The sequence below is a fragment of the Kitasatospora sp. NPDC094028 genome (assembly GCF_049543595.1).
GTDB lineage: Bacteria > Actinomycetota > Actinomycetes > Streptomycetales > Streptomycetaceae > Kitasatospora.
In genome coordinates this window covers 159433-175217 of sequence record NZ_JBMVFA010000009.1, presented here as the reverse complement: position 1 = coordinate 175217, position 15785 = coordinate 159433, and the positions used below count along the sequence as shown (strand labels likewise).

At 70.6% G+C, this 15785-nt stretch carries 16 protein-coding genes; 3 read left to right on the top strand and 13 right to left on the bottom strand.

The window, feature by feature from the left end:
- Positions 1 to 42: 42 nt before the first annotated feature.
- From pgl to tkt, 5 genes are all read right to left on the bottom strand, one after another.
- Positions 43 to 831, bottom strand: a complete 789-nt coding sequence (gene pgl / locus ACPC54_RS16820; protein WP_498965539.1) for a 6-phosphogluconolactonase — start codon at positions 829 to 831, stop codon at positions 43 to 45.
- Positions 828 to 1952 (bottom strand): glucose-6-phosphate dehydrogenase assembly protein OpcA, encoded by a 1125-nt coding sequence (opcA, locus tag ACPC54_RS16815; protein WP_498965538.1) that lies wholly within the window; start codon positions 1950 to 1952, stop codon positions 828 to 830. Before opcA ends, pgl begins: the two co-directional genes overlap by 4 nt.
- Positions 1949 to 3505 (bottom strand): glucose-6-phosphate dehydrogenase, encoded by a 1557-nt coding sequence (zwf, locus tag ACPC54_RS16810; RefSeq protein WP_498965621.1) that lies wholly within the window; start codon positions 3503 to 3505, stop codon positions 1949 to 1951. The genes opcA and zwf overlap by 4 nt, the downstream gene beginning before the upstream one ends.
- Positions 3506 to 3566: 61 nt before the next feature.
- Complete coding sequence (gene tal, locus ACPC54_RS16805) at positions 3567 to 4709, bottom strand: transaldolase (protein WP_498965537.1); 1143 nt, start codon at positions 4707 to 4709, stop codon at positions 3567 to 3569.
- 92 nt (positions 4710 to 4801) lie between these two features.
- Positions 4802 to 6904, bottom strand: coding sequence for a transketolase (tkt, locus tag ACPC54_RS16800; protein WP_498965536.1), 2103 nt, complete (start codon positions 6902 to 6904; stop codon positions 4802 to 4804).
- A 481-nt stretch (positions 6905 to 7385) separates the two neighbouring features.
- On the opposite strand from tkt, the gene ACPC54_RS16795 reads away from it, so the two are divergent.
- Entirely contained in the window at positions 7386 to 8333 is a 948-nt protein-coding gene (locus tag ACPC54_RS16795; protein WP_498965535.1) for a heme o synthase, read from the top strand.
- A gap of 61 nt (positions 8334 to 8394) precedes the next feature.
- Here the strand turns inward: ACPC54_RS16795 and ACPC54_RS16790 are convergent, their stop codons facing one another.
- Positions 8395 to 9036 (bottom strand): DUF2461 domain-containing protein, encoded by a 642-nt coding sequence (locus ACPC54_RS16790; protein WP_498965534.1) that lies wholly within the window; start codon positions 9034 to 9036, stop codon positions 8395 to 8397.
- Positions 9037 to 9108: 72 nt separating this feature from the next.
- Here ACPC54_RS16790 and ACPC54_RS16785 point away from each other — a divergent pair, with 72 nt between their 5' ends.
- Positions 9109 to 9435: a hypothetical protein gene (locus ACPC54_RS16785; RefSeq protein WP_498965533.1), complete on the top strand. Its 327-nt coding sequence runs from the start codon at positions 9109 to 9111 to the stop codon at positions 9433 to 9435.
- 119 nt (positions 9436 to 9554) lie between these two features.
- Here ACPC54_RS16785 and tgmC read toward each other — a convergent pair whose 3' ends face one another.
- From tgmC to ACPC54_RS16755, 6 genes are all read right to left on the bottom strand, one after another.
- On the bottom strand, positions 9555 to 10697 hold the full coding sequence (tgmC, locus tag ACPC54_RS16780) for an ATP-grasp peptide maturase system methyltransferase (RefSeq protein WP_498965532.1): 1143 nt from the start codon (positions 10695 to 10697) through the stop codon (positions 9555 to 9557).
- Positions 10694 to 11659: an ATP-grasp ribosomal peptide maturase gene (tgmB, locus tag ACPC54_RS16775; RefSeq protein ID WP_498965531.1), complete on the bottom strand. Its 966-nt coding sequence runs from the start codon at positions 11657 to 11659 to the stop codon at positions 10694 to 10696. The genes tgmC and tgmB overlap by 4 nt, the downstream gene beginning before the upstream one ends.
- A complete protein-coding gene (gene tgmA / locus ACPC54_RS16770) occupies positions 11659 to 11931 on the bottom strand; it encodes a putative ATP-grasp-modified RiPP (protein WP_498965530.1) in 273 nt (90 codons plus the stop codon). The genes tgmB and tgmA overlap by 1 nt, the downstream gene beginning before the upstream one ends.
- A 136-nt stretch (positions 11932 to 12067) precedes the next feature.
- On the bottom strand, positions 12068 to 12625 hold the full coding sequence (locus ACPC54_RS16765) for a hypothetical protein (RefSeq protein ID WP_498965529.1): 558 nt from the start codon (positions 12623 to 12625) through the stop codon (positions 12068 to 12070).
- A 14-nt stretch (positions 12626 to 12639) separates the two neighbouring features.
- The gene (locus ACPC54_RS16760; RefSeq protein ID WP_498965528.1) at positions 12640 to 13074 is read right to left on the bottom strand and encodes an ATP-binding protein; all 435 of its coding nucleotides are present in this window, start codon (positions 13072 to 13074) and stop codon (positions 12640 to 12642) included.
- Positions 13075 to 13305: 231 nt separating this feature from the next.
- Entirely contained in the window at positions 13306 to 14085 is a 780-nt protein-coding gene (locus tag ACPC54_RS16755; protein ID WP_498965527.1) for a GntR family transcriptional regulator, read from the bottom strand.
- 17 nt (positions 14086 to 14102) lie between these two features.
- Here ACPC54_RS16755 and ACPC54_RS16750 point away from each other — a divergent pair, with 17 nt between their 5' ends.
- On the top strand, positions 14103 to 14564 hold the full coding sequence (locus tag ACPC54_RS16750; protein ID WP_498965620.1) for an NUDIX hydrolase: 462 nt from the start codon (positions 14103 to 14105) through the stop codon (positions 14562 to 14564).
- Positions 14565 to 14646: 82 nt separating this feature from the next.
- On the opposite strand, the gene ACPC54_RS16745 is transcribed toward ACPC54_RS16750, so the two are convergent.
- Positions 14647 to 15627, bottom strand: a complete 981-nt coding sequence (locus ACPC54_RS16745) for a COX15/CtaA family protein (RefSeq protein ID WP_498965619.1) — start codon at positions 15625 to 15627, stop codon at positions 14647 to 14649.
- Positions 15628 to 15785 lie beyond the last annotated feature (158 nt).

The following is a 15785-nucleotide window of genomic DNA, read 5'->3' as shown; positions in this document are numbered from 1 at the left end:
GCCACCGTCACGATGACGGTGGCGCCCCCTTTCCGTGCTCCGTTACGCCGAGGCCGGCGGGTAGAGCTGCGGCGGGATCCGCTCCGCCGCGGCGCGGTCCAGCAGCCACAGGGTGCGGCTGCGCCCGTACGCGCCGGAGGCGGGTGCCTGCAGCTCGCCGGGGCCGGACAGGGCCAGCGCGACGGCGCCCGCCTTGTCCCCGCCGGCGGCCAGCAGCCAGACCTCGCGGGCCGCGCGGATGGCCGGGAGGGTGAGCGAGACCCGGGTCGGCGGGGGCTTGGGGGCCCCGCGCACGCCGACCACGGTCAGCTCGGTCTCCCGCACGCCCGGGTGCTCGGGGAAGAGCGAGGCGACGTGGGTGTCCGGGCCGACGCCGAGCAGCAGCACGTCGAAGGCCGGGACGCGGAGCCGGTCGCCCGGCTCGGCGGCCCTGGCCAGCTCCTCGGCGTAGCGGGCGGCGGCCGCCTCCACGTCCGAGCCGTCCACCCCGTCCGAGGCGGGCATCTCGTGCACCCGCGCCGGGTCGAGCGGGACGGCGTCCAGCAGCTCGGCGCGGGCCTGGACGGCGTTGCGGTCCGGATCGGCGGCGGGCACGAAGCGCTCGTCGCCCCACCACAGGTCCAGCCGGCCCCAGTCGACCGCGTCGCGCGCCGGGGAGGCGGCGATCGCGGCCAGCAGGGCGTTGCCGTTGCGGCCGCCGGTGAGCACCACCGAGGCGGTGCCGCGGGCGGCCTGGGCGTCCACGATCCGGGTGATCAGGCGGGCCGCGGCCGCCTGGGCCATCAGCTCCTTGTCCCGGTGGACGACCAGCTGCGGGGTGGCGGCGGTCATGCGCTCCCCTTGGCGGCGCGCTTGCCCGCGGTCTTCTTCGCGGTGGTCCGGTCCGTGCCGTCGGCGGTCACCCGGGCGGGGTTGGCCTCCGTGGCCTCCGTGGCCTCCGTGGCCTCTGCGGCCTCCGTGGCCCCCGGGGCCTCGGCGGAGTCCCCGGCGGGCTGCCCGGCCGGGGCCGCCGGCTCGCCGTCGACCGGCTCGCGCAGCCGCTCGACGGGCGTGCGCACGGCCGTCGCGTAGATGTCGTCCGGGTCGAGCCGGCGCAGCTCCTCGGCGATCAGCTCCGAGGTGTCGCGCCGCTTGAGCGCCACCTGACGGTCCGGCGAGCCGGGCATGGAGAGCGTGCCCAGCAGGCCGTCCGGGCGGTCCAGGGTGATGTCCCCGTCCGGGGTGCGCAGGTGCACCGCGGTGATGCCCGGGCCGCCGGTGACGACCCGCTCGACCGGCACGTGCAGCCGGTTGGTGAGCCAGAGGCCGAGCAGCTCGACGCTGGGGTTGTAGGACTCGCCCTCGACCACCGCGGAGGTGATCTGGGACGGCCGCTGGTCCAGCGCGGCGGCCAGCATGGATCGCCAGCCGGTGATCCGGGTCCAGGCCAGGTCGGTGTCGCCCGGGGTGTAGCTCTGCGCCCGCTGGGCGAGCTGGCCGACCGGGGACTCGGCGGTGACCGCGTCGGTGATCCGGCGCTGGGCGAGCGCGCCCAGCGGGTCCTGTGCCGGGTGCAGCGGGGCGTTCTCCGGCCACCACACCACGGTCGGGGCGTCCGGCAGCAGCAGCGGCAGGACCACGGACTGGGCGTGCGCGACGAGTTCGCCGTGCATGCGCAGGATGACCGTTTCGCCGGAGCCGGCGTCCGAGCCGACCAGGATCTCCGCGTCCAGGCGGGTCTCGGCGCGGGCCCGGGGCGAGCGCCCGGCGCGCTTGATCACCGCGAGGGTGCGCATCGGGTGCTCGCGGGAGGCCTCGTTGGCGGCCTTGAGGGCGTCGTAGGCGCTGCCCTCGTCGGTCACGATCACGAGGGTGAGCACCATGCCGGCGGCGGTGGAGCCGCTGGCCCGGCGCGCCGCCATCAGCGCTGCGTTGATCTTGCTGGAGGTCGTGTCGGTGAGGTCGATCTTCATGGCCGGCGCCAGCTCCTGCCGTCTCGTGCGAGCATCTCGTCCGCCTCGACGGGGCCCCAGGTCCCCGCCGCGTACTGGGCGGGCCTGCCGTGGGTGTCCCAGTACTTCTCGATCGGGTCGAGGATCTGCCAGGAGAGCTCGACCTCCTGGTGGCGCGGGAACAGGTTGGCGTCGCCGAGCAGCACGTCGAGGATGAGCCGCTCGTACGCCTCCGGGCTGGACTCGGTGAAGGACTCGCCGTAGGCGAAGTCCATCGTGACGTCCCGGACCTCGAAGGAGGTGCCCGGCACCTTGGAGCCGAACCGCACCGTCACGCCCTCGTCCGGCTGGACCCGGATGACCAGGGCGTTCTGCCCCAGCTCCTCGGTCGCGTAGGAGTCGAACGGCAGGTACGGGGCGCGCTGGAAGACCACCGCGATCTCGGTGACCCGGCGGCCCAGCCGCTTGCCGGTGCGCAGGTAGAACGGGACGCCCGCCCAGCGGCGGTTGTTGATCTCCAGCTTGATGGCCGCGTAGGTGTCGGTCCTGGAGTCGGGGTTGATGCCGTCCTCGTCCAGGTAGCCGGGCACCTCCTCGCCGCCCTGCCAGCCGGCCGCGTACTGGCCGCGCACGGTGTGCTTGCCCAGGTCGGCCGGGAGCTTGACGGCGCTGAGCACCTTGAGCTTCTCGGCGACCAGCGCCTTCGGGTGGAAGGACGCCGGCTCCTCGATGGCGGTGAGCGCCATCAGCTGGAGCAGGTGGTTCTGGATCACGTCACGGGCGGAGCCGATGCCGTCGTAGTAGCCGGCCCGGCCGCCGATGCCGATGTCCTCGGCCATGGTGATCTGCACGTGGTCGACGTACGAGCGGTTCCAGATCGGCTCGAACATCTGGTTGGCGAAGCGCAACGCCAGGATGTTCTGGACCGTCTCCTTGCCCAGGTAGTGGTCGATCCGGAAGACCTCGTCGCGCGGGAAGACCTCGTGGACGACCTTGTTGAGCTCCTGCGCGCTCTCCAGGTCGTGGCCGAAGGGCTTCTCGATGACGGCGCGGCGCCAGGAGCCCTTCGGCGGGTCGGCCAGGCCGTGCTTCTTGAGCTGCTGGACGACGGTCGGGAAGAACTTCGGCGGGACGGACAGGTAGAAGGCGAAGTTGCCGCCGGTGCCCTGCGCCTTGTCCAGCTCCTCGATGGTCTCGCGGAGCTTGTCGAAGGCGTCGTCGTCGTCGAAGGTGCCCTGGACGAAGCGCATGCCCTTGGCGAGCTGCTGCCAGACCTCCTCCCGGAACGGCGTCCGGGCGTGCTCCTTGACCGCGTCGTGGACCTCCTTGGCGAAGTCCTCGTCCTCCCACTCGCGGCGGGCGAAGCCGACCAGGGAGAAGCCCGGCGGCAGCAGGCCGCGGTTGGCCAGGTCGTAGATGGCCGGCATCAGCTTCTTGCGGGACAGGTCGCCGGTGACCCCGAAGATGACCAGGCCGGACGGCCCCGCGATGCGCGGGAGCCGCCGGTCGGTGGGGTCACGCAGCGGGTTGACGGGCGCCGGCGGGGGATCGCCCGCATCCGTGTCGGCCGTCAACTCGGGGAAATCAGTGCTCACTTGATGGGCTCCGCTTTCGTGCGCTGGCTGTGAGCGAGGGTCACTTCTCGTCGGCGAAGGCGGCGAGCGAGGCGGTGACGGTGTCGAGCAGCTCCTGCCAGGACTGCTCGAACTTCTGCACGCCCTCGTCCTCCAGCACCTGCACCACGTCGTCGTAGTCGACACCGGCGGCGGCGATGGCGTCCAGGACGGCCTTCGCGTCGGCGTAGTTGGGGACGATGGTGTTGCCGGTCACCACGCCGTGGTCGCCGGTGGCGTCCAGGGTGGCCTCGGGCATGGTGTTGACGGTGCCGGGGGCGACCAGCTCGGTGACGTACAGGGTGTCCGGCAGGGCCGGGTCCTTGACACCGGTCGAGGCCCACAGCGGGCGCTGCGGCTTGGCGCCGGCGGCCTCCAGGGCGGCCCAGCGGGCGCTGCCGGCGGTCTTGCCGTCGACGCTGCCGAAGACCTCCTCGTACGCCTGGTAGGCGAGGCGGGCGTTGGCCAGCGCGGCCTTGGAGCGCAGCTCCTTGGCCTCGCCGCCGATCGCGTCCAGGCGCTTGTCGATCTCGGTGTCCACGCGGGAGACGAAGAAGGAGGCGACGGACTCGATCTGGGAGAGGTCCAGGCCCTTGGCCTTGGCGGCCTCCAGACCGGTGAGGTAGGCGTCCATGACGGCCTTGTAGCGGTCCAGCGAGAAGATCAGCGTGACGTTGACGCTGATGCCGAGGCCGATGACCTCGCTGATCGCGGGCAGGCCGGCCTTGGTGGCGGGGATCTTGATGAAGACGTTCGGGCGGTCGACCAGCCACCACAGCTGCTTGGCCTCGGCCACGGTGGGGGCGGTCTGGTGCGCCAGGCGCGGGTCGACCTCGATCGAGACCCGGCCGTCGCGGCCGTTGGAGGCGTCGTAGACCGGGCGCAGCACGTCGGCGGCGTCGCGCACGTCCGAGGTGGTGATCATGCGGATCGCCTCGTCGGTGGTGACCTTGCGGACGGCGAGGTCGCGCAGCTGGCCGTCGTAGGAGCTGTCGCCGCTGCCGGCGATGGCCTTCTGGAAGATGGTCGGGTTGGTGGTCACACCCACCACGTGCTTGTGCTGCACCAGCTCGGCCAGGTTGCCGGTGTTCAGCCGCTTGCGGCTGAGGTCGTCCAGCCAGATCGCCACGCCTTCGTCGCTGAGGCGCTTCAGTGCGTCAGTCATGGTGCTTCAGTCCTTCTGCTTCTTTTGTGCTTCGTGGTGTGGTCAGCGGGGCCGCGTGCCCGCGTGCGGGCGGGCACGCGGCCCGGGAGGTGCTAGCGGTTGACGGCTTCGAGGGAGCGCAGGGCGTTGTGGGCCTCGGCCACCACGCGCTCGGCGGTGATGCCGAACTCCTCGAACAGCACCTGGTAGTCGGCGGAGGCGCCGAAGTGCTCCAGCGAGACGATCCGGCCGTGGTCGCCGACCAGCTCGCGCCAGCCCTGGGCGATGCCGGCCTCGACCGAGACGCGGGCCTTGACCGACGGCGGCAGCACGCTGTCGCGGTAGGCCTGGTCCTGCTCCTGGAACCACTCGAAGGACGGGACCGAGACCACGCGGGTGGCGATGCCCTCGGCCTCCAGCACCTCGCGGGCCCGGACGGCCAGCTGGACCTCGGAACCGGTGCCCAGCAGGATCACCTGCGGGTCGCCGGTGGAGGCCTCGGCCAGGACGTAGCCGCCCTTCGCGGTGAGCTCGGCGTTGCCGTACGACGAGCGGTCGAAGGTCGGGACGTTCTGGCGGGTGAGCGCCAGGCCGACCGGGCCCGGGTGGGTGGTCTGGCGCTCGATGATGGTGCGCCAGGCGACGGCGGTCTCGTTGGCGTCGGCCGGGCGGACCATGGCCAGGCCCGGGATGGCGCGCAGCGAGGCCAGGTGCTCGACCGGCTGGTGGGTCGGGCCGTCCTCGCCGAGGCCGATGGAGTCGTGCGTCCACACGTAGGTGACCGGCAGCTTCATCAGCGCGGCCAGGCGCACGGCCGGGCGCATGTAGTCGGCGAAGACCAGGAAGGTGCCGCCGTACACGCGGGTCTTCCCGTGCAGGGCGATGCCGTTCATGGTCGAGCCCATGGCGTGCTCGCGGATGCCGAAGTGGATCGTCCGGCCGTACGGGCTGGCCGACTTCAGCGGGTTGCCCTCGGGGAGGAAGGAGCTCTCCTCGTCGATGGTGGTGAGGTTCGACTCGGCGAGGTCGGCCGAGCCGCCCCACAGCTCCGGGATCACCGCGCCGAGCGCCTTCAGCGTCTCGCCGGAGGCCTTGCGGGTGGCGACGTCCTTGCCGGCCGGGAAGGTCGGGACGGCCTTCTTCCAGCCCTCGGGCAGCTCGCCGGCCTGGATGCGGTCGAACTCGGCGGCGCGCTGCGGGTCGGCGGTGCGCCAGGCGTCGAAGCCCTGCTGCCACTGGTCGCGGGCGGCCTTGCCGCGCTTGATGACCTGGCGGGCGTGCTCGATGACCTGGTCGCTGACCTCGAAGGTCTTCTCCGGGTCGAAGCCGAGGACCTTCTTGGTGGCGGCGATCTCGGCGGCGCCGAGCGCGGAGCCGTGCGCCTTGGCGGTGTTCTGGGCGTCCGGGGCCGGCCAGGCGATGATCGTGCGCATCGCGATCAGCGACGGGCGGGCGGTCTCGGCCTTGGCGGCGGCCAGGGCGTCGGCCAGGGCGGCCACGTCGATGTCGCCGTTCGCCTTCGGGGTGACGCGCTGGACGTGCCAGCCGTACGCCTCGTAGCGCTTGAGGACGTCCTCGGAGAAGGCGGTCTCGGTGTCGCCCTCGATCGAGATGTGGTTGTCGTCGTAGACCGCGACCAGGTTGCCCAGCTTCTGGTGGCCGGCCAGCGAGGAGGCCTCGGCGGAGATGCCCTCCTCCAGGTCGCCGTCCGAGACGATGGCCCAGATGGTGTGGTCGAACGGGGACTCGCCGGCCGGGGACTGCGGGTCGAAGAGGCCGCGCTCGTAGCGGGCGGCCATCGCCATGCCGACCGCGTTGGCGATGCCCTGGCCGAGCGGGCCGGTGGTGGTCTCGACGCCGGCGGTGTGGCCGTGCTCGGGGTGGCCGGGGGTGCGGCTGCCGGCCACGCGGAAGGCCTTGAGGTCGTCCAGCTCCAGGCCGTAACCCGAGAAGTACAGCTGGGTGTACAGCGTCAGGCTGGTGTGCCCGGGGGAGAGGACGAAACGGTCGCGGCCGACCCAGGACGGGTCGGTCGGGTCGTGGCGCAGGAAGCGCTGGAAGATCAGGTAGGCGGCGGGGGCCAGCGACATGGCCGTCCCCGGGTGTCCGTTGCCAACCTTCTGGACGGCGTCCATGGCCAGGACGCGCGCGGTGTCAACCGTGCGCTCGTCCAGGTCGGTCCACTCGAATGCGTTCGTCGGCGCAGTGGTGCTCACCCTGTCTCAGGGCTCCTTCCATTGTGAAGAGTGACCCCGTGAATGGGGACCGGGTCGGCCACGACGCTGTGGTCCCGACGTTGGGTGGTGCCGGTCACGGAGGGTAGATCCCGCTTCTCCCGGGAGCCTACCGTCCAGGCTGGGGCTCACCCTCCGTGCTGAGACAACGGGTATTGCCGTGCGATATTCCCACGTGGGCGATCTGACCGCTTTGCCCCAGGCTCTCCCGGTTCACCCCGGCCCGCCGCCCCGGTGGTCAGGACGGGTTGCGGGACGGTCGCGGCACGTTTGCGCGGGCGCGCCGGGGCCTCGCGGGGCCGTCACCCGGACGGTTCACCGGGGGGTGATCGTCGCGCCTCGCCGGGGACCCCGGAGCCGGTTGGGATATATGGAGCGTCTAAGGTGGCGTGGTACGCGCAGAGCGGACGATTCGGGACCCATCGTTCCTGTGGACGCCTGCGAGGATTCATCTTCAGTTGGGGTGTTAGTGACCGCCGTCGAAACCCGTCCCGCCGGGGTCACCGGGGCGACGCCTGCGCACCGGCCGATCGGGGCCCGTGTCGGCGCCTTCGTCGCACTGACCAAGCCGCGGATCATCGAGCTGCTGCTGATGAGCACGGTGCCGGTGATGTTCCTGGCCCAGCAGGGTGTCCCGGACATGTGGCTGGTGGCCAAGGTCGTGGTCGGCGGCTACCTCTCGGCGGGCGGCGCCAACGCCCTCAACATGTACATCGACCGGGACATCGACGCGCTGATGTCCCGCACCGAGCGGCGCCCGATCGTCACCGGGATGGTCTCGCCGCGCGAGGCGCTGGTGTTCGGCATCTCGCTCGCCGTCCTGTCGACCCTGCTGCTCGGCTACGGCGTCAACTGGCTGTCCTCCGGGCTCGCGCTCGGCGCCCTGCTGTTCTACGTGTTCGTCTACACGCTGGGGCTCAAGCGGCGCACCTCGCAGAACATCGTCTGGGGCGGCATCGCCGGCTGCATGCCGGTGCTGATCGGCTGGTCCTCCGTCACCAACACGGTGTCGTGGGTGTCGGTGGCGCTGTTCCTGGTGGTGTTCTTCTGGACGCCGCCGCACACCTGGGTGCTGTCGATGAAGGTCCGCGACGACTACCTGCGGGCGGGCGTCCCGATGCTGCCGGTGATCAAGGGCAACGTCGCGGTCGGCAAGCAGGTCGTCGCCTACTCCTGGGTGATGGTCGCGACCTCGCTGGCGGTCTGGCCGCTCGGGCACATGAGCTGGCTGTACCCGGTCGTCGCGGTGGTGCTGGGCGCGGCCTGGCTGCGCGAGGCGCACGCGCTGTACGGGCGGGCCAAGGCCGGTGTGGTGGGCGCCAAGCTCAAGGAGATGCGGCTGTTCCACTGGTCGATCACCTACCTGTCGCTGCTCTTCGTGGTCTGCGCGATCGACCCGTTCGTGAAGTAGGCGGTCCTGTCGTCGAAGGAGCCCCGGTCCGATGGACCGGGGCTCCTTCGCGTTCCGGCTCTCAGCGGGACGGCAGCTCGGAGGGGCCGACGTGGTCGTCCAGCCAGTCCTTGAGCGGCTGGGAGGTGCGCAGGAAGTCGGTGATCCGGGTGTACGCGGCGCGGGTGCCCAGCCACTTCGCCGGCGGCCACTCCTGCCAGGCGACCAGGCCCTTGTGGCGCAGCAGCTCGATCCGGGGGTGGTCCTTGGCGAAGCCGCGCGGGGCGGACTTGAGGGAGTCCCGGCCGAAGACCTTGGGGCCGTCCTTCTCCACCGCGGCGATCACCCGCTCCAGCTCGGCGCCGCTGACGTCCTCGGCGACGGCGGCGCGGTAGCGCTCCAGCTGGTCCGGGGCGAGCTGGTACATGCCGTTGCCGCAGGCCAGCCCGTCCGCGGAGAGCTGGATGTAGCCGCCGGCCTCCAGGTGCGCGCCGATGTGCGTCTTGTACGGGGACTTGTCGGCGCTGAACCGGACGTCGCGGTTGGGGCGGAAGATCTTGGCGGGCCCGAACTCCGGCTCCAGCTCGGCGAGCAGCTGTTCCATGGGCGCGCGCACGTCGTCGTCGTACCGGGCCTTGTGGGCCTGCCAGAAGGTCTTGGAGTTGTCGGCCTCCAGGTGCTCGTAGAAGTCGAGCGCCTCGGCCGGCCAGCCTGTGAACGTCACCTCTCCAGTATGTGTCCCGGTGCACAGGGTGGTCCCGTCGCCAGCGCGCCTACCGCTGGGTAGCATGCGGGCATGAGCGCAGAGACCGCCACCGCCGCCGCGCCGGACGCCCGCACCGAGCGCCGTGCCAAGCGCATCGCCAAGCACCTGACCAGCTTCGCCCAGCAGCACGGGGGCGGCGACGCCGTCGTCGAGTACGTCGGCTCCGTGGCCACCCGGATCGTCGTGGTCGGCGCGGACGGCGCCTGGGGCGACCAGGTCGCCCCGAGCTACGCCGTGGGCCGCCGCGCCGCCGAATTGGCCGGGCTGACCCTGCACGACGACTTCGAGGGCGAGCTGGGCCTGAAGGTCAAGACCGGCCCGTACGAGTGGAAGCGCATGGCCGGCATCCAGATCTGACCGTCGAATCGCGAACGACCGGGTTCCCCTAAGTGGGGAACCGGGCCGTTCGCCATGCCCGGAGGCGCCGGACGGATGCCCGCGGCCCGAGGTAGGGGATCAGATCCTCGGAGGGCGGGTCAGACAGGCAGGTTCCAGCTCGGGCCGGATTCGTTGCCGAGCCAGACCCGTTGGCCTGCTGCCGAGGCCGTGATGCCGAAGGCGTCCTGGTGGGGCTCGCCCGCGTTGTGCCAGGTTTCGATGGCGGTTTCCACCTGGTCCCAGAGGCGGAGTGGGCCGCGTTGGACGACGGTCCACCCGCCTGCGGGGTCGGGGGTGGTGCGGGCCTGGGAGCCGGTGGCCACGTCGGAGAGGATCTGGTGCCCGCCCGCCCCCATGCGTTCGGCGGAGGGCGCTGCGAGCTGGGCGATCCAGCGTCCGGTCCAGGTGTCGAGTGTCGCGGGGTCGATCCGGCTCGCGCGCTGCTCCCCGGGGAGCAGCGCGAGGGTGGGGTGGGGCGGGCGGTCGTGGGGGCGGGCGATCATGAAGCTGGTGTAGCCGGGGAGGAAGTGGCCGGTGGCCTCGCCGGGGCCGGTCACGTGGAGTAGAGCGAGGGCGTTGGCGTAACCCCATCCGGACAGGGTGACCAGGATGCGGCCGCCCGGTTTCACCTGGTGGAGCCAGGCCATGGGCAGGTAGCGGACGGAGCAGGTCGCGATCAGCCGGTCGAAGGCACCGCCGTCCGGGTCTCCGCCGAGACCGTCGCCGACGAGGAGGCGCGGGGTGTAGCCGGCGGTGGTGAGGGCGGCGGCGGCGCGTTCGGCGACTCGGGGGTCGTACTCGATGCTGGTGAGGTTCGCGTCGCCGAGGCGGTGGGCGCCGAGCGCGGTCGAGTAGCCGGTTCCGGTGCCGACTTCGAGGACCTGGTGGCCGGTGTCGGCGCCGAGTTGCTGCCACATGTCCAGGACGAGCGAGGGCAGGGTGGAGGAGGACGAGGGCGCTCCGGTGATCGGGTGCTCTCCGGTGTCCTCCGGCCCTGTGCGGCCGTCGAGTTGGGAGATGAGGGTCTGGTCGGTGTAGATCCCCTCCAGCCACCCGGGGTCGCCGTGACGGATGGTTCGGTAGCTGGTCGGGGTGCTGCCCTCGATCGGGACGAAGTAGCTGCCGACGAACAGTTCGCGGGGTACGGCCATGGCGGCCTTGGTCCAGGCGGGGTCGGTGAGCGTGCCGTTGTCGGTGAGCTGGTCGACCAGGGCGGCTCGGAGGGTGTTGGAGGTGGTCACTCGTCGTGGCCTCTTTCCAGTTGGTCGGCGATCGCGTGTGCGATCTGGTCAGTGGTCTCGGTCGGCTGCCATGCCCATTGCCCGTTCGGGTTGCACTCCAGGAAGTACCACGTTCCGTCTGCGGTCACGGCGAAGTCGAAGGCGCCGAAGGTGAGGTGGAGGGTGGAGAGGTATCTGGCGGCGGCGTCGGCGACCGAGGTGGGGACTTCGATCGGCGCGCAGTGCATCAGGGCCTGGCGGTGTCGCCAGTCGGTATCCGGGCTGTTGATGCGGGTGCCGAAGAGTCGGTCGCCGACTGCGGTCACTCGGGCGTCGAAGACCTTGGGGACCTTGGCCTGGAACATGTGCGGACACGCCGCCACAGCCTCGGTGATCTCCGAGCGGTGGACTTCGCGGACCCATACGGAGTGGGCTTGGCCGTTGACCGAGTACGGGGCGTTCCACAGGGGCTTGTAGACCGTGCCAGCGGCGTGGCGGGCGGTGAACTCCTGTGCCTCTTTGGCATTGTTGGTGATCAGAGTGTGGGGCACGCGGAATCCGCAGCGCTGTGCGACGGAGAGCTGGGACGGTTTGTATTCGGCGGCTCGGTTGTGCCAGGGGTGGTTCACGTAGCGCGCGCCGGGGAGGGAGGCGAGGATGCCGCCCGTTCCCCAGAAGGTTTGGGAGGCGGCGAATCGGCGGTCTTGGCCGTCCAGGTCGGGCGGCCCCTCATAGGGCGAGGGCCTGCGGACCCAGACGGATCGGACGGCGGTGAGGTCGAGTTCGCGGCTCGACGTGCGGAGGGTGCCCCGCTGGCCGCCCGTGCGGTACGTGGCGGTCAGCGAGGCACCCGTGTGCAGGTCGGTGCCGGGGTCGAGACGGACCACCGGAACCCGGCGCTCGGCGAGCACCCGTAGGACCGCATCCGCTGTCACGTCGGAGGGATTGGTCAGTACCAGCACCGCCCTGCTTCGGTCGTCCATCAGTCAGAACTCTGGTCCTGGTCGTAGGACTCGGTGACATCGCTGTCGGTGGCTCCGCCAGGCTTGGCTCCGTCACCGGGGCTGGTCTGGGTGGGGGTCACACCACTGGTACTCGTGCCGTGGCTCCCAAGCTCGACCGTTCGACCGTGCTCGTCCACGATGACGGCGATCTGCGTCTCGGGGTCGATGACCGGGGTGAAGGCCGGGAGCGTGGCGGTGGAGGGGTAGGGCTCCATCCTGCTGGTGCCCCAGGGTGCGGGTGTCTGGGTCATGCCTTCTCCTCGCTTTGATGGTGATGGATCAGATCAACAGCCCTGCTGTTGAGCAGAGTTGTCGACACCCCAACCCCGGGGTTGGGGTGGGGGGCTGGTGGTGCGCAGGAAGTCGGTGGGGTCGACTTCCTGCGCATCACTGGTTGGTGCGGGTGAGGTGGTCGCGGCAGCGGGTGAGTGCGTACTTGATGCGGGTGTCGGGGTTGGGGGTGGTGGTGAGGAGCTCGCCGGCCTGGATGAGGGTGGTCCAGTAGAGGGTGGGGTCGCCGGTGGCGGATCGGGGGGTGGCTGCGGTGAGGGAGAGGTAGGCGGCGGTGAGGTTGCCGGTGGTGAACCAGCGGGCGAGGCCGTGCTGGTGGCCGGCGCGGATGCCGCCCATGGCGTCGATGGCGGCGAGGAAGAGGTCGACGATGGCGAGTTCGTGGGGGGTGAGCTGTTTGGGGATGTCGAAGACGCCGAGGGCTTCGAGGAGTTCGCCGGTGTCGGCTTCGGAGTTGGGGCGGGGGTTGGCGAGGAGGGCGTCGTAGCAGTCGTCGAGCCGGCGGTCCATCTCGGCGGCGGGGATGTTGAGGGCGGTGCAGACGGCGCGGGCCGAGCGCAGGGGTTCGCGGGTGCGGCGGGCGAGGGTGGCGTAGGTCTCGGCGGGGGTGGCGCCGGTGTCGAGCAGGTGGCGGGCGGTGAGGGCGAGTCGCATGGTGATTCCTTGCCTCAGGCCGCGAGGGCGGGGGAGGGGCTGATGAGGGCCCAGACGTACTTGCCGATGCCGCCGGCGCGGGGGCAGCAACCCCAGCGGGTGGAGAGCTCGTTGACGAGGAAGAGCCCGCGCCCGCACTCGTCGTCGGGGGAGACGGCGCGCAGGGACGGGCGGCCGCTGCCCGCGTCGTGGACCTCGAGGCGCAGGAGGTGGTTGGTGACGGCGAAGCGGATCTCGATCAGGCGGTCGTCCGGCGCGTCCGAGTGCTGGACGGCATTGGTGAACAGCTCCCCGAGCAGGAGCTCGGCGACGTCCGAGAAGCGGTCCCCGGAGGGCAGGGCGCAGAGGTACGCGCGGAGCAGTTGCCGAGCGAGGCGGGTCGATTCGATGCAGGGGGCGAGCCGCGTGGCGAACGCGCGGGGGCGGGGGAGGCAGCAGGTTTTGAGCATGGCGAAGTACCCCAAGGGAGCATCGGTGCGGTGGAGAGACTTGTCGCGCCGCACGTTCCGGCTGCGGCGCCATCCTGCGATCGGGTGCTACGACTCGCCCATCTCCTCTAGATGAGACGGATCCATGCACTTATGTACATGAGTAGCGAATAGAAGAATGCCTGACTCCTGTACATGAGTCAACCCGTCGCGAGAAGAATCTCGCGACGGGTTGGAGTAGTTGATCGTCAGTCAGTCGTGTGCGGGGAAGCGATAGTCGAGAACGAACTGGTCAGCGGCCATGATGGTGTCGCACACCTCCACCACGCGGCCATCCGTCGTGACGGCATCGCGAACGAGATGGATCACTGGTGCACCGGGGCTCAGGGCGAGTGCTTTGGTCTCGGGCTTGGTCGCGAGCCGGGCTCGCACGGACTCGGTGAACTCGGCGAGGCAGTGGCTGTGCTCTTCGAGCCGGGCGTAGATGCCGCCGCCACCGGGGTTCTCGGCGAAGACTTCAGGGATGTCCTTGACCACATCCCACGGCAGGTATGACGTGGCCTCCTCGGTGGGTACTCCATCGCGGAAGTACCGCCGCTTGCGGGCCAATACCTGAGTGCCGGCGGGAAGGCCCAATCGATCGGCGATCTCAGGAGGTGCTGCTGTGGGACCCACGAACAGCACGGTCACGGACGGCACGCCGCCAGAGGCCTCCGACTCCGCGAGGTACGCGGCCTTGCCGGCTTGGCGATGGGCGCGGCGGAATCGGTCTGCGGACTTCCGCTGTACCGGTGGGCGGGAGCGGACGAACGAGCCTCGCCCGTGGTGGGTCTCGATGAGCTGAGCCGTTCGTAGTTCAGCGACAGCCTTTCGAACTGTCCCGGACGCGACTCCGTACCGCTGCATGAGCTCGGCCTCACTCGGCACGATCGCGCCGGGAGTGAGAGCGCCCGACTTGATCTGTGCGGCAAGGTCGGCCGCGATCTGCAGGTACTTCGCTGTGGCCGACGAGGCCACCTCACCACTCGCCATAGTCCTTCAGGGCTCCTATTCTCCTGCACATGAGTAACAGCGCCGGGAAGTCCCAGTCAACGCCGCTCCACTCGGTGTCCGTCGCGGGGGTGGTCGCACGCGAGGATGGCCGGGTTCTGGCGATTCGCCGGGCCGACAACGGGACTTGGGAGCCGCCGGGCGGCGTGCTGGAGCTGGACGAGGCCGTCGAGGACGGCGTGCGCCGCGAGGTCTACGAGGAGACCGGGATCAAGGTCGGTGTGGAGCGGCTGGCCGGCGTCTACAAGAACGTGAGCCGGGGGATCGTCGCCCTCGTCTTCCGCTGCCGACCGGAGAGCGAGGCCGTGCGGCTCTCGGACGAGTCGGTCGAGGTCGCCTGGCTTACACCGGCCGAGGTCTCCGACCGCATGGCCGAGGTCTATGCCGTACGCGTTCTGGACGCGCTACGGGACGACATGGCAACCAGTATCCGAACCCATGACGGCCGACACCTGTTGTGACAGTGTCGACCCGCTGTGCGGCGAACCGAGGTCTTACGACGACGGCCCCCATCGTGGGATGGGGGCCGTCGATCGATTCCACTCAGACCGTGGCAGTCTGCGGGGTCTGGGCGGGCAGTTGGTTGGGGGCCTCTTCGACCTCGCGGACGCGGAGGGCGAGGGGGATGCGGAGGGCGGCGATCCAGGTGATCGCAGCGAGGAGCATGTGGAGGCCGACCATCAGCTCGGGGGCGTCCGTGAAGTACTGGATGAAGCCGAGGATGCCCTGGAGCAGCAGCACGGCGAGCAGTTCCTTCGCTCGGGCCTTGGCGGGCTGGGGGGCCTTCACGGCGGCGAGGACGAAGAGCACAGCAATGGCCAGGCCGACCGAGATGAACGCGAAGTCGGCGTGGAACTGGGCCAGCCTGTCGTAGTCGATCGGGATGCGCGGGACGATCTTGTTGTCCTGCGGGGTGCCCGGGTGGTGGCCGGCGCCGGTGACCAGGGTGCCGGCCGCGACGAGCAGGCCGATCACGGTGACCAGGACGTACGAGAGCTGGTGGATCGGGCGGGCCACGGCGAGCTTGGGGGTGCCGTCGCCTTCCTTCGAGCGCTCCCACATCAGCAGGGCGACCCAGACCAGGGCCATCGCGGCGATCATGTGCAGCGCGACGGTGTACGGGTTGAGGCCGGTCAGCACGGTGATGCCGCCGAGGACGGCGTTGCTCATCACCAGCCAGAACTGGGCCCAGCCGAGCTTGGTCATGCTGCGCCGCCACGGGCGGTGGCAGCGGGCCGCCAGGATCGCCCAGCCGACCGCCGCGCTCAGCACGTAGGTGAGCATCCGGTTGGTGAACTCGACGATGCCGTGGAAGCCCATCTCGGCGGTGGGTGTCAGGCTCTCGTCGGTGCATTGGGGCCAGGTCGTACAGCCGAGGCCGGAGGCGGTGAGGCGGACGGCGCCGCCGGTGACGACGATCACCACGCTCATCACCAGCGCGGCGAACGCGGCGCGCCGGACCATCGCGGCGGAGGGCTGCCAGCGCTCGGCGAGCAGGGAGAAGGGGTTCAGCACGGGGTCAATCGTAGGTGGCCTTACAGGCGATCTTGGGGTGGGGCACGGGCAGGGCGGTAGGGGCGCAAAGTGGATCTCCCGGACAAGCCGGACAATGGTCTTGACCAATCGCCCGTGTGGCCGAAAGAGTGCGGATTGGTCCATACCTTTTTTCGGGCCACTCCCAC